This window comes from Oceanobacillus sp. MO10714A, from assembly GCF_037072045.1.
GTDB classification, from domain to species: domain Bacteria; phylum Bacillota; class Bacilli; order Bacillales; family Amphibacillaceae; genus Oceanobacillus; species Oceanobacillus indicireducens.
This window is the reverse complement of sequence record NZ_JAXHDC010000068.1, coordinates 1-12,011: the sequence shown is the minus strand read 5'-3', so window position 1 is coordinate 12,011 and position 12,011 is coordinate 1. Positions and strand designations below refer to the sequence as shown.

16 protein-coding genes are annotated in these 12,011 nt (G+C 37.0%); 7 read left to right on the top strand and 9 right to left on the bottom strand.

Going from position 1 to position 12,011, the window contains the following annotated elements; genetic code table 11:
* Window positions 1-119: 119 nt before the first annotated feature.
* The gene (locus tag SPD53_RS18550; protein WP_336253433.1) at window positions 120-956 is read right to left on the bottom strand and encodes a hypothetical protein; all 837 of its coding nucleotides are present in this window, start codon (window positions 954-956) and stop codon (window positions 120-122) included.
* Window positions 957-1,575: 619 nt separating this feature from the next.
* Between SPD53_RS18550 and SPD53_RS18545 the strand changes: the two genes are divergently transcribed.
* The 5 genes from SPD53_RS18545 to SPD53_RS18525 all read left to right on the top strand — a co-directional run bounded on the left by SPD53_RS18545 (window position 1,576) and on the right by SPD53_RS18525 (window position 3,489).
* Window positions 1,576-2,127, top strand: coding sequence for a methyl-accepting chemotaxis protein (locus tag SPD53_RS18545; protein ID WP_336253432.1), 552 nt, complete (start codon window positions 1,576-1,578; stop codon window positions 2,125-2,127).
* Window positions 2,124-2,318 (top strand): hypothetical protein, encoded by a 195-nt coding sequence (locus SPD53_RS18540; protein ID WP_336253431.1) that lies wholly within the window; start codon window positions 2,124-2,126, stop codon window positions 2,316-2,318. The genes SPD53_RS18545 and SPD53_RS18540 overlap by 4 nt, the downstream gene beginning before the upstream one ends.
* A 9-nt stretch (window positions 2,319-2,327) precedes the next feature.
* Entirely contained in the window at window positions 2,328-2,498 is a 171-nt protein-coding gene (locus SPD53_RS18535; protein ID WP_336253435.1) for a methyl-accepting chemotaxis protein, read from the top strand.
* A gap of 138 nt (window positions 2,499-2,636) precedes the next feature.
* Window positions 2,637-2,816: a hypothetical protein gene (locus SPD53_RS18530; protein WP_336253430.1), complete on the top strand. Its 180-nt coding sequence runs from the start codon at window positions 2,637-2,639 to the stop codon at window positions 2,814-2,816.
* 70 nt (window positions 2,817-2,886) lie between these two features.
* On the top strand, window positions 2,887-3,489 hold the full coding sequence (locus SPD53_RS18525; protein ID WP_336253429.1) for a response regulator transcription factor: 603 nt from the start codon (window positions 2,887-2,889) through the stop codon (window positions 3,487-3,489).
* Window positions 3,490-3,942: 453 nt separating this feature from the next.
* Here SPD53_RS18525 and mgtE read toward each other — a convergent pair whose 3' ends face one another.
* The 8 genes from mgtE to SPD53_RS18485 form a co-directional block, all read right to left on the bottom strand.
* Window positions 3,943-5,304: a magnesium transporter gene (gene mgtE / locus SPD53_RS18520; protein WP_336253428.1), complete on the bottom strand. Its 1,362-nt coding sequence runs from the start codon at window positions 5,302-5,304 to the stop codon at window positions 3,943-3,945.
* Window positions 5,305-5,665: 361 nt separating this feature from the next.
* Entirely contained in the window at window positions 5,666-6,403 is a 738-nt protein-coding gene (locus SPD53_RS18515) for a creatininase family protein (RefSeq protein WP_336253427.1), read from the bottom strand.
* 2 nt (window positions 6,404-6,405) lie between these two features.
* On the bottom strand, window positions 6,406-7,017 hold the full coding sequence (locus SPD53_RS18510) for a bifunctional 4-hydroxy-2-oxoglutarate aldolase/2-dehydro-3-deoxy-phosphogluconate aldolase (protein WP_336253426.1): 612 nt from the start codon (window positions 7,015-7,017) through the stop codon (window positions 6,406-6,408).
* Window positions 7,018-7,031: 14 nt separating this feature from the next.
* The gene (locus SPD53_RS18505; RefSeq protein WP_156855230.1) at window positions 7,032-7,949 is read right to left on the bottom strand and encodes a phosphotriesterase family protein; all 918 of its coding nucleotides are present in this window, start codon (window positions 7,947-7,949) and stop codon (window positions 7,032-7,034) included.
* 100 nt (window positions 7,950-8,049) lie between these two features.
* On the bottom strand, window positions 8,050-9,318 hold the full coding sequence (locus SPD53_RS18500) for a PTS ascorbate transporter subunit IIC (protein ID WP_336253425.1): 1,269 nt from the start codon (window positions 9,316-9,318) through the stop codon (window positions 8,050-8,052).
* 5 nt (window positions 9,319-9,323) lie between these two features.
* A complete protein-coding gene (locus tag SPD53_RS18495) occupies window positions 9,324-9,605 on the bottom strand; it encodes a PTS sugar transporter subunit IIB (protein WP_336253424.1) in 282 nt (93 codons plus the stop codon).
* An 11-nt stretch (window positions 9,606-9,616) separates the two neighbouring features.
* Entirely contained in the window at window positions 9,617-10,051 is a 435-nt protein-coding gene (locus SPD53_RS18490) for a PTS sugar transporter subunit IIA (protein WP_336253423.1), read from the bottom strand.
* Between the two features lie 5 nt (window positions 10,052-10,056).
* Window positions 10,057-10,800 carry a GntR family transcriptional regulator gene (locus SPD53_RS18485; RefSeq protein WP_156855234.1) on the bottom strand — a complete coding sequence of 248 codons (744 nt, stop codon included), beginning with the start codon at window positions 10,798-10,800 and terminating at the stop codon, window positions 10,057-10,059.
* 620 nt (window positions 10,801-11,420) lie between these two features.
* Here SPD53_RS18485 and SPD53_RS18480 point away from each other — a divergent pair.
* Window positions 11,421-11,609, top strand: a complete 189-nt coding sequence (locus SPD53_RS18480) for an SDR family oxidoreductase (RefSeq protein ID WP_336253422.1) — start codon at window positions 11,421-11,423, stop codon at window positions 11,607-11,609.
* A gap of 35 nt (window positions 11,610-11,644) precedes the next feature.
* Window positions 11,645-11,725: a hypothetical protein gene (locus tag SPD53_RS18475; RefSeq protein WP_336253434.1), complete on the top strand. Its 81-nt coding sequence runs from the start codon at window positions 11,645-11,647 to the stop codon at window positions 11,723-11,725.
* Window positions 11,726-12,011: the final 286 nt, after the last annotated feature.

Genomic DNA, 12,011 nt, shown 5'->3' with positions numbered 1-12,011 from the left:
AAACTTTCATTATTCGATTAATAAATACATTGTTTTTTAATTATTCACATGTTTATACTATATATTATTAGCTATTTTTTCATTTGAATTGTCTATTTTCGTGCTACTGCTCCGCGATATTATTTGACTGCCTCTACTCTTTTTTTAGTAGTAATTATTGATTGCTTTTGGTATTTCAAAAGAATATCTTCCTTAACATAATAGACAAATACTACCGATAAGTCATTGTCATTTAAATCTTTAGTTTCTCTTAAAATATGAATATCTTCCTTCATTGCATAAATAAAGTATAAATTGTTTACCTGATTTGAATCGATTTTAGATACTTTGTAAATCTCTCTCTGCATATTAAATAAATGTAGCGCACGATTAATTAGCCTTACTGTTGCAACACTAATAGTAAACAAAATAACATTAGTTATTCCAAAGAAAAACATAACAGGTAATTGATTGTATAAAGAAACATCTTCTTCTAGAGCATTACTCACATAAAACGACATTATTATTATAACTGTAAAAAAAATACCTACATAACTCAATAAAAGGCTACATTTAATGATTTTTTTAGATGTATAGCCTTGTTTTATTAAACTCTTAAATTTAGGAATTGATATAATAGCCATTATAATAAAACATACCGCTATAATAATTATCCACACTAACTGTAATAACAGTATCAACCATACGTTGCCAAGAGGGTTGAACCTTACTCCTATGCTATACCCGGCCGACATCAATCCAAAAGTAAAAATAAGTGATGTAAAAATAATCTCAAGAAAATCTTCCCAAACAGCTTCATATTTAGGGGTTAGCATCTTTTCAAACGGTTTTTTATTCAATACTTTAAAAAATATTTTTATAATAACAAATGATATTGACAAAATTGATATTATAGAAGCTATAATTACGTCTAAGGATGGTTCTCTAATCAATAAATTTAATGAATTTTCTAACAATGTAATAACACTCGTTTCCTTGAATAATATTTCTATAATTACTTTAAGAATAGTTTCGTTTGCCGTACTTTGGCCTAATTATTGCCATAAAGATGACCCGTCGTTATCCGAAGAGAACATTAGACCAAATAGCAATACTCTCTTCAGCCTTAACCTTGTTTGCGTGATATTGCCATTAGCGGCTCATACACGTCTGTCGAACTTAGAAGTGATATGGCGTCAAGAGCCTAATCAAGCAGTTCAAGCCAAGGTAAAAATAATATAGTATTCAAATAGTGGGGGGACCTTCTTTGTCATACCTGATTCGATTGGATGAACTGATTCAGTTGTTGGCTAGTTAGCCTTAAGAAAACAAAAAAGCATAAACAGTTGTTCAAATCATAAATCAGTAGGTTTATCATAATTTGCTTTATTCATTTGGGTAAAATTAATAATTTAGATATCAAAAATACTATACGAACAGATTATCGCATTTAATTGTTTTTATCAATCATTATTGTAAATTAAAAAGCTTTATTTCAAACTTATATAAATTAGTAGTTTGAGCAAGTTTAAATAACTTTTTAGTAGTTTCGCTCTTCCTTGCTTCCAGTCATAATAAAATAGCTCCACTTCATAATTGAAACAACAACAATCAGCCCACCCCACCCAACTAACGCAAAGCAGTTCTGGTACATATATGAGTGACTTTAATGAGTCAGCTAATGAAATACTAAAGGCAATATTAATTACGAGTGTTATTTCAATATTGGTTGGAATTATGATGACTTGGTTCTTTGTCAATCGCATAACTAGGCCACTTTTATTAGCCACTGAAAGAATGGATGAGCTAGCGCAGAGGAATCTAAGCCTTGAGCCAATTAAAGTTAATTCAAACGATGAAACAAGAGTATTAGTTGATTCAGTCAATCGATTGCAATCCGATTTCAGAAAAGTACTAGAGAATATTTCCAATACCTCAAGCATCGTTGCGAGCAACAGTGAAGAGTTGGCCCAGTCGGCGAATGAAGTAATGTCAGGAACCGAGCAAGTCTCTGCAACGATGCAGGAATTGGCCACCGGATCGGAAACAGAGGCAAATAGTGTGACTGACTTGGCATCAGCAATGAATTCTTTTACAACGAAAGTTATAAGGCCAATGAAAAGGGAGAAGCCGTCGATGGCCATTTGAAGCATGTTCTGCATTTGACAAATGAGGGAAATCAGCTGATGGAGAGCTCCGTAGCACAAATGGAAAAAATCGATCGAATCATTCAAGACGGCGTTCAAAAGATACGGCATTTAGATGTACAAGCTAAAGAAATCTCAAAATTGGTAACTGTTATTAACGACGTTGCAGATCAAACAAATTTACTCGCATAAAACGCTGCAATTGAAGCAGCGCGAGCTGGCGAACATGGAAAAGGATTTGCTGTTGTTGCAGATGAAGTGAGAAAGCTCGCTGAACAAGTCTCCGTATCTGTATTAGATGCAACATCTATCGCGGATGCTATCCAGAATGAGTCAAAAATCGTGACGGAATCACTCCAGGAAGGATACTAAGAAGTTACAGCAGGCACAAGTTAAATCGAAACAACTAGAGAAAAACTGCAAAGTATAAAGGATGCCTCCACAGATGTAGTTGAACATATTACGCAAATAACGGAAAATCTTTCTGACATTACCGCAAACACCCAAGAAATGAACGGAACCATTGAGGAGATAGCTTCCATATCAGAAGAATCTGCTGCGGGGATTGAAGAAACTGCTGCATCCACGCAGCAAACAAGCAGCTCAATGGAGGAAATAGCGGGAAGTTCCGAACAGCTGGCAAAAACTGCTGAGGAACTGAATGATGTGGTGCAACGATTTAAACTATAGAAATATTGAATAAATAGGGGATGAACAATGGTTGGGCAATATTGCATTTATACATGATAACAGTTTGTATATGAAGGGGATCGTTAATATTCTTAACGAGGAAATACCAGAGCATACGTTTCAACTTTATAATTATAACGAGATCCTTTCAGGTGAGAGTTGGATTCATTATTACACGGATTTGTTAATTCTCGAATTAAACGCTCAAACGAGTCAGGATAAAATCTATGAAAATTATAAAGACAGGAATTTTAAAATGTCCATTTGGACTTTTTCAGAAGTTCATCGAAAGAAAATAGTAGAATTGATGAAAAAAGGGATCGATGGTTATTTTTACGGTGACCTTGACCTCAATCAATTCAAATCAGCCATTCAAGACATTTTAAAAGGCCAGAAATATTTCCATACGTATTTTTCATCTACTATCCTTAATGAATATGTAAGAATTACAAATAAGTCTGTGACTAGGCCATCCGGTTTACTGACCAATAGAGAATGGGAAGTGTTAGAGAGGATGTCCAATGGCTGTCAAAATGAAGAAATCGCAAAACAACTTAACATCTCGGATAGGACAGTGAAGAATGATGTATCCTCCATCATGAAAAAATTGAAGGTTAAAAATCGGACGAATGCCGTACTTGCTGCAATAAGGAATAATTGGGTGAGGATGTAGGCTACTACTTTCTGCAACAAATAAATGGAAAAAAGACGAAAAGGATCAGAATGGGATTCTTTTCGTCTTTTTGTTGTCTGCAATTTTTCCTCTAGGTGGGTCAAGTAATGCTTGTACGTCCTTCGCTTTACAACTTTGCTTAGCCGTAGATGAAATGACCTTCCAATAACTAACTAGTGACACTTAACAGCAAAATTTAAGTGCACTTTTTTCAGTCATTTCCCTCGTTAAAGTCGCACAAGCCATCGCTTTCTTTTTAACCGTTTTATCACGGTGCAATCGACCGTAAAACTTCAATCAAATCTATTTAGGCGAAAAATAACGGAAGCTAACAACGTGATTCACGAAAGCTAATTCAGTGGGAAATGAGCCGTCGACTAAAAACGCGATTCGTTTCGCAACGTCGCACACTAACATCCTCGGCGTCAAAACTCCCACTGAATGAAGTTTCTTTTATAAATAATTCATAAATGTCGTAGCTATTGAAAAGTAAATCATTAATGCGATAATATCATTAATCGTCGTTATAAATGGACCTGAAGCAATAGCGGGATCAAATTTTAATTTATTAAGAATTAGTGGGAAAGTTAACCCGATTACCGCCGATATACTTAATGTAACAAGAATGGATAGCCCAACAACTACCCCTAGCATGATATTTCCATAAAAAATGAGAATCAAGATGGAAATGAGCACCATACAAACAAATCCGATTAAAAAACCTGTCGAAAATTCTTTTCTAATCATTCGCCACAGATCTTCCACGTCTATAGTTCCAAGTGCAAGTCCTCTAACAGAAACTGCTAATGATTGAGTTCCCACGTTTCCTCCCGAATCCATCAACATCGGCATAAAAGCTGCTAGGACGACAACGGATTCTAATGTTTCTTCAAATTGCCCGATAACCCCGCTTGTAATCATCCCGGCAAACATGAGAAAAACAATCCAAGGTGCACGTTTTTTTGCCGCTGTAAAAGCGCTCGTATCTGTTTCCGTTGCATCTTTTACCGTTGAGAATTCGCCGAAGCTTTTAGTCGTTTGCAGTTCAATTATGTCCATGACATCATCCACTGTAATGATTCCAAGTAAGCGATTTTGCTCCGTTACAACGGGAAGAGCCAATAAGTCATATTTCTGAATAACTTTCCCGATATCTTCCTGTCCCATATTTGCCGGAATAGATACAATATATTTATGCATCAAATCCCGGACTGCATCATTCGGGTCAGCTGTAATTAATTTTTTTAACGTGACAACACCTTTTAAATAACCTTCCTTATCTATTACATACGTATAGTAAACAATTTCAGCGCGAGAGCCTTCTCTCCTTATTTTGTCTAACAAGTTTGCTGCGGTTTCTTCCGGGAAAGCTGTGATATATTCATAGGTCATCACGGCTCCAGCAGTTTCCAAATCATAATCTAGAATCACCTGGATTTTCTCCGCTTTTTCCTCTTCCAACTTACCAAGAATTTGCGTCGCTTCCTCTTGATTAATTCGTTTCAAAAAATTTACCGTATCATCTGTAAACATATTATTTAGCATTTCCGAAGTATATTCATCCGACAATTCTTCGATACAAACTTGCTGATGAATAAAATACAAGCCAGAGAAGATGACGGCAAACTCTTTCGGCTCTAAAAACATGTACACTCTTTCCCGTCCCTCTTTATCCAACGTAATAAAAATATCTACTTGATCGGATGGGTGAAGTTCTAAATAGCTTTCACGAAACTCTTCTTTATCATTTTCATTTAAAGCTTTTATTATATTTTTCGTATATCTTTCTCTATTTTCCTTATCTAATCGAAACATAAGCTCTCCTCCTCACAAACCCAATTCCTGAATTATGCAGCCGGCTCTTGCCTCCTTATTCAATTACACCGATAAAGAGGTTTCTCGTTCCCTTTTTTAACTACCCTTTTTTAAAATTCTCACACGTTTTTAAACGCGTTTATCGGAGGCGGAGATCAAAAGTTTACTCATACCACCATTCACTCGAGCGAATAAAAGTGCTCTAATTACCTAGTTGAAACAAATTCCAGTTTGTTCAGGCGATTAGAAGTACTCATATCATATACATTACACAAAAAAAGCCCCAAGCAAACTTCTTATCACTCGGAACTTTTTCATCTTTCTATTTGAAGCTATCTACGTCTCAGTTCTTCTTTACTCTTTATTTAACTTCATCATAAGCCTCTGCTACCAAAGTCTCCATCAAATCTAAATATTTCTCAAGCATCTCTTCACCTTTTTCCTTAGTTGCGAGAGTAGCATCCCCGTATATACCACTCTTACTCAAATCGCCTAAGGAAATAGTTGACTTCCCATATAAGCTTGGTTTTTCAGGATACTCTTTCACCGCTTTTTCCATATTAACCAATTCAGGTTTTACTGCCAGCATTAAGGAAGTTTCAAACTCACAAGCGTGGACCATGCCATGCCATGTCGGCGATTCACAAATCTCGCTGCGGATCTGTTCTAAATTTGGATAAAACATATAGATAACCGGCATATCTAATTCATCCATCAGCTCTCTCGTGGCATATTTCATACTTGTTTTATTTGAGTCATGTCCATTAACTAGGACTAACAGTTTCACACCATAGCGTGAGACACTATGCGCTACATCTTTTATTATACTTTCCACATGGTGCTGCTGTATGGAAACAGTGCCTGGAATGTCACGCCATACCCAAGAATAACCAAAAGGCATAGCCGGTAACATCAATGCCCCAGTTCTTTCCGATAATCTTCTGGACATCGCTTCCGCTAAATATATATCGACTCCCAAAGGCATGTGGTGTCCATGCTGCTCCGTTGCACCTAAAGGAAGAATAGCAACCGGGAACTCTTCTATAGCTGTAGCTACCTCATCACGATTCATTTTGATAATTTCTTTTGCTAATCCCATGACTATGCCTCCTTTTCCAATAATTGAACAAATGCTTTTGCGTTTTCCTTGATTTTTTCTACGTCTTTTCTTGACGCCCCTCTTGGTACCAGATCGCTTCCAATAGCAAAAGAGGAGTAGCCAGCATTTTTAAACTCATGAATGTTTTCTTTCGTTACCCCGCCGACTGCCATAAAATTCATGTTTGGAAAAGGACCTCGAACATTTTTAATGAATCCAAATCCCAAATCGATAGCAGGAAATACTTTAACCGTTTCGATGCCGAGACTCGCTGCTTGCATAATCTCACCCGGCGAGAAGACACCAGGGAATAGGAGAATATCTTTTGCGCGTACATACTTCGCTATTTCGCGGTCCCAGCCTGGTGTAATGATGTATGTTGCGCCAGCTTCCAATGCTGCATCCACTTGGCGTTCTGATATTACGGTTCCTACTCCGAGTTGGACTTCATCAGCAAATGCATCACTTACTTTACGAATACACTCTAAGCCTTTTGCTTCATCACTTAAAGAAACTTCGAGCCAAGATATACCCGATTCTAACAATCCTTTTGTAATAGGGAGAATATCTTCAGGATCAACCCCGCGGATAATTGCAATTAAGTTACGATTCATTGTCAGCCCTCCTATTAAAATCTAGCTAACCAATTGGCTGGATTATCAACAAAAATAGTATCAATATCTTTTTTATCAATACCTTCATCCAATAATCTTGGGATGAATTTTTTCAAAATATATTCAAATCCAGGTCCACCACCGTATGCGTGCAAGTAAGCCTGACGTCCCATATCTGCAGAGATGAGTAATTGATTAGCAAAACCGTTATCGATCATATTACGGATCAAGGATACGCGTGTACTATCCGGATAATATTTAATCTTGCTTACTCCATCAAATTGTACATAGGCACCTCTTTTTGCTAACTGTAAGTGATAGTAAGGATCAGCATTTCGATCACTATGACCAACAGCGACTAATGATAAATCAACTCCCTCCTCTTCTAAAACATCAAGCATCTCCATCCCCATTGTTCCGGCTTCTGTGTGCAACCAGATTGGTGCGCCAGTTTGCAACTGTGCTCTAGCAACAGCACGGGTAACTTTTTCTTCTAAAGGATGAATTAATTGGTTCCAGGAACCAGCTTTTAAGAAACCAGATTTTGCCTCTGTTCCATCCATTCCGATCGTTACATCTCTCACTAGTTTTTGGGTGATTTCATCAACGGTTAAAGCATCCACCCAGTTTGGAAAATAGATATGCTTATTGAATCCCGAAGTAGCAAGCACATGAACTCCTGTTTCTTTGGACATTCTGACCAGTTTAGAAGCATCACGTCCATAATCCAATGTAGTCGCATCTAGTAAAGCATTTCCGCCAGCCTTTTTAAAGCGCCATAATTCACTAACACTCGCTTCATAGTCTGTCAATTCCAAGTCACGGTCTTTTTGAGATGCTGGGGGATTTGTCCATAAATGTTCATGACTATAAGTAAATCCCAGTTCATCTTTCGCAATATCTCCTAATACTGTTCTAATTTTTTTACTCATTTCTAACACTCCTTCTTCTAGTTGTCTGAAAATTAATTGAGGAACCAATACTGCATGCATGATTTACCTACCGCAAATCATGCATGCTAGAGGAATAAAATTACCAAGCCACTCCGAATAATAAACCTACTAATTTAATTAGAATTATGACAATAATGGCGTCAGGTGAGGCGAACCATAGTCCACTTACTCCATATTCAGATAAACCTACTAATGGGTAAGCGAAAGCAACTAATAAAGAGAAAGTAAGTCCTAGGAAAAATCCTGAAATGATAGAGCCTCTTAATCCGCCGCGAGCATTCCCGAATACACCTGCAGCACCACCCATAAAGAAAAGACCTATAACAGAAGGTAAAACTGCAACTGGTAAAAAGCTAGACATGAATGTAACAATTAAGCCTCCAACTAGTGCTGACAGGAATCCTATTGTTACGGCAACGGGTGCATAAGAAAAGAAGATTGGAACATCAAGTGCAGGTTTTGCTCCAGGAACAATTTTCTCGCCAATACCTTTAAATGCAGGTACAATTTCCCCAAGGAACATCCGAACACCCATTAATAAGATTAAAATACCAACTACAAATTCTAATGCTGTAAAAATGGCGAACTGATAACGGTTAACTCCTCCAGTTATCTCATTTATCACACTAGCATCAACAAACGAAGCTGTAATGGTATAAACCAATACCATGATAATTCCCATTAAAATACTCATATCTTTCAGAAAGTCGAGGGACTTTGGAACTTTTACATCTTCAGAAGACTGATCTTTGTTTCCAAATTTCCCTCCTACCCATCCGGATAGAGAAATCCAAGAACTTCCCCAGAAACCAAAGGCCACACTATCATTTCCAATCACCTTACGTACGGAAGATTGGGATATTGCGGGAAAGGCAACCATTGCGATACCTTGAACAATCGATCCCAACACAATCGTCATTACACTGGAAAGCCCCATTTGACTAAACACAATGGCCATCGTTGCTGCAAAGGAAAACATCATATGACCGGTTAAAAAGATATATTTAAACTTAGTAAACCGCGCGATTAACACATTAATTAAAAACGAAAATATTAATATGAACGCGGTTTCTCTTCCAAGTATTGTTTGGACAGCCGCAGCAATCGCATTATCTTCTGCAACTATACCTGTTAAACCAAAAGCTTCTGTGAACATCGTGCTAAATGGAATTAAAGCATTGACGATAATGTTAGAGCCTTGTTGAAGAATTAAAAATCCGAACAACGTTTTCATCGTACCTTTAATAACATCCGAGGTCGACTTTCTTAAGGCAACCAGTCCCAATCCAGCAATTATTGCGATAATAATAGATGGATTGCTTAATATAGAGACTAGAACATCAATCACTTTTATCACCCCTTAGATAGCTTTTCAATCATAGGAAGTACTTTTTCTTTAATTTCATTTTTATCTAACATGTTGTCAATTGAAATAACGGGAACGTCCTCACTAGATAACTCTGCAGCAATCTCACTGGAAGCTACCATGAAATCACAGCTCTTTCCTTTAGCACTTCCAAGATCTGAAGCTTCTCCGTCTACTGTGTAACCATGGTCCTTTGCCATTGCTTGAATATCCATTAATAACATCAAACTTGTACCAAATCCCATTCCACATACACTAAGAATATACATACGAACCACTCCTATATTGTTATTATTTTAGCTAATTCATCAAAGTCACTTGCCTGCAAAATTTGTTCATGTTTACTTTTGTCACCTAAAATGGTTGCTATTTTTTGAAGCATTTCAATGTGACCATTATTACCTACACCAGCTATAGCGCAAACTAGTTTTACCGGATCATTATTTTCATGCCCAAATTCAATCGGATCTTTTAACCTCACGATAGAGAATCCTGTGGCAACCGCTCCTCGTTCTGGACGAGAATGCGGTATAGCAATACCCGGTGCAATGACGATATATGGTCCTACGCTTTGAAAGCCATCTATCATCGCATCAATATATTCTTCAGATGCGTAACCTGCTTTAACTAATAATTCCCCGCTTAGACGAATAGCCTCTATAGGGTTATCCACTTCAGCGTCTAATAGTACTGCTTCCTCTTTTAGTAATCCCACGCTGCTCACTCCTTAATAATTCTATTACGCTCACGGCCTGAAACTTTAATATGGTATTCATATTCATCTGATCGACTGACCATCTCTACCATTTCGACTGGCGTACCATTTGGTAAATATGTTGTTCTCGTAATATGCATGACTGCATCTTCTGGAGAAATATTTAATGTTGACGCTTCCAAATCAGTTGCAAGCCTTGCTCTAATTTGTTCATTAGCCTCTTCCAGCACGATGCCATAGTTTTCTTCCAATTCTTCATATAATGACTCTCTAGTGAATCCCTTTTCAAGAAAACCCGGGACATATTTTTCCCTTAGATAGTTGAACATCAATGCAATTGGCTTTTCATCCACTAGCCTAATCCGCTCAATACATATTACTTTTTCATTGGGATGAAGGCGTAATTTTCTTTTCATTTTTTTAGAGGGGTTTACTTCATAAATTTTAAGGCTTTTCGTTTCAGGATTTTTCCCTTTTAAAAGCATTTCTTCTGTCCAGCTTGTAATACTATTGGCATCCTGAACAATTTTTGTTGATAAAACAAAAGTCCCTCTACCTTGTATTTTTTCAACGTAGCCTTCTTCTACCAACTCATCAATCGCTTTTCGAACCGTAATTCTGCTGACGTTAAATTTTTCTTCCAGTTCAGATTCTGTTGGAATTAAATCACCTGCCTTCATATACTGATTGATTTCTTTGATCATTTTTTGTTTAACCTGTTTATATAAAGGGATTTTAGACCTAGCCATTAATGTGACATCTCCACCTTTCATTTACAATAGATTATAATGTCTTAATGAATATTATATAATTCATTATAATGACTATATCATTATTTTTTTGCATTGTAAAGGATTTCACAGATGGTTTTATTTGTCTTTTGGGTTTGTTGTCGAATTTTTGTCATCTTTTCTAGACTTTGTAATCGGATCTATATTCACTCGTTAAGTCGGTGATTATGGAAGATGAATTTAGTGGTTCTGGCTTGAAGGTGAGGAGAATCATGTCGAATAGCATGTGGGGAGAAGAAGGTTTAAACTGTTGTATTTTTAATTTAGGTTTGTCAAGTAAACTGTGTAAGTCTTAGTTAGATTTATCCCACTTAACCACAGTGTGAGCTGCTTACCATGGAATTTAGTGCCGATTAAGTATGGCGCGCGAGGCGTTATGGATGGAATAGGAGAGGAGGATGCGGGAATTGGGAATCAGGGCTGAGTAGCTGGGTAGTCTTTAATAAGCTGATTAGGAAGGGATATGATCAGATTCATATTTGAGTCCGGAAACACGAAAGAAATCAAGCGAGTTTCTATCACTCTAAAAGAATATAAAAGCTCCTATTTTATTTGATCTCCCTACACTAGTAGATTAAATGCGTGCGGATCAAGAAAATATTTTAGTTGTCCAGGCTGATGTTACAAACGAAGAAGATGTGAAGAATTATGTAAAACAGGCTGTGGGTGCATTGGGAAAGATTGATGTTTTCTTCAATAATGCAGGTATCAATGGACCATTCCAGGAAATTAAGGATCTGGATAAAAAAAACATGGTATTCCACTAGGCAGATTTGGAGCACCAAAGGAAGTTGCACAAGTCGTGCTGTTCCTTGCATCCGATCATTCTTCCTTTGTAACGAGAACGTTATATAATGTCGATGGTGGGATGCAAGCTGATTAATGTAGTGTATTTTCCGTTATAAAAGAGAGTTAGCATTAGCATCCCTCCGTTTAAGTTGTCTATTTCGCAGTATCGATTTAAGCGGAGGATAATATTTTATACAGGTATTGCAAGTTTTCATAAATCGATTCGGAGTTTTGAGCTTTTGTTCAGATTAGTAAGCCTTCTTCTTATGACCTTAGGCGTTCCCTCTCATCCTCCTCTCTAGAAATGCAGTACCAAAGCTTCAATCACTTCAACAAGCCAAATGAAAAGTGTTGCACCGCAAATGATAATTTCCAAAAAG

Coding starts and splice junctions, on each gene's coding strand:
- SPD53_RS18530 (WP_336253430.1), top strand. CDS start 2,637: ATGAACGGAACCATTGAGGAGATAGCTTCCATATCAGAAGAATCTGCT.
- SPD53_RS18525 (WP_336253429.1), top strand. CDS start 2,887: ATGAAGGGGATCGTTAATATTCTTAACGAGGAAATACCAGAGCATACG.
- mgtE (WP_336253428.1), bottom strand. CDS start 5,304: ATGTTTCGATTAGATAAGGAAAATAGAGAAAGATATACGAAAAATATA.
- SPD53_RS18515 (WP_336253427.1), bottom strand. CDS start 6,403: ATGGGATTAGCAAAAGAAATTATCAAAATGAATCGTGATGAGGTAGCT.
- SPD53_RS18510 (WP_336253426.1), bottom strand. CDS start 7,017: ATGAATCGTAACTTAATTGCAATTATCCGCGGGGTTGATCCTGAAGAT.
- SPD53_RS18505 (WP_156855230.1), bottom strand. CDS start 7,949: ATGAGTAAAAAAATTAGAACAGTATTAGGAGATATTGCGAAAGATGAA.
- SPD53_RS18495 (WP_336253424.1), bottom strand. CDS start 9,605: ATGTATATTCTTAGTGTATGTGGAATGGGATTTGGTACAAGTTTGATG.
- SPD53_RS18485 (WP_156855234.1), bottom strand. CDS start 10,800: ATGGCTAGGTCTAAAATCCCTTTATATAAACAGGTTAAACAAAAAATG.
- SPD53_RS18480 (WP_336253422.1), top strand. CDS start 11,421: ATGCGTGCGGATCAAGAAAATATTTTAGTTGTCCAGGCTGATGTTACA.